General features: G+C 66.2%; 1 protein-coding gene and 1 pseudogene. Both read left to right on the top strand.

Features of this window, described 5'->3' with window-relative positions:
* Window positions 1-268, top strand: a pseudogene (locus tag EN914_RS37600) (deoxyribose-phosphate aldolase); the annotation flags it as partial.
* Window positions 269-337: 69 nt separating this feature from the next.
* A partial coding sequence (locus tag EN914_RS37605) for an aldehyde dehydrogenase family protein (protein WP_127389791.1) occupies window positions 338-604 on the top strand: 267 nt, incomplete at its 3' end.

Genomic DNA, 604 nt, shown 5'->3' on the forward strand with positions numbered 1-604 from the left:
GCCCGTCGGCCTCGCCATGGTGCGTGCCATCAGGGCCTATTTCGAGGAAACCGGCTATCTCATCGGCTTCAAGCCGGCCGGCGGCATTTCCACGGCCAAGGCCTCGCTCGACTGGCTGGTGCTGATGAAGGAAGAGCTCGGCCGGCCATGGCTGGAGCCGGACCTGTTCCGTTTCGGCGCGTCGAGCCTCTTGACCGACATCGAGCGCCAGCTCGAGCACCATCTGACCGGACATTATTCGGCCAATCATCGCCACGCGATGGCGTAAGCCTTTACCCCACCCCGATCGGCTTTTGCCGATCGACCCTCCCAGGCGGGAGGGTGAAGGAGGCACCTGATGAACATTCTCGATCGCTATCACGCCATGGAATACGGCCCGGCACCGGAGGCCCGCAACGAGGCCGACGCCTGGCTTGCCGCGCGCGATTTCGGCAAGGCGCTGTTCATCGGCGGCGACTGGAAAGCCGCTGCCGGCGGCAAGACCTTCGAGACCAGCGAGCCGTCTTCCGGCAAGCTGCTGGCCGAGGTCTCGGACGCCAATGCCGCCGATATCGACGCGGCGGTTGCGGCCGCCGCCAAGGCGCTGCCGAAGTGGTCGGCAGCC

The organism is Mesorhizobium sp. M7A.F.Ca.CA.001.08.2.1 (genome assembly GCF_003998455.1).
Classification (GTDB): Bacteria; Pseudomonadota; Alphaproteobacteria; order Rhizobiales; family Rhizobiaceae; genus Mesorhizobium; species Mesorhizobium ciceri.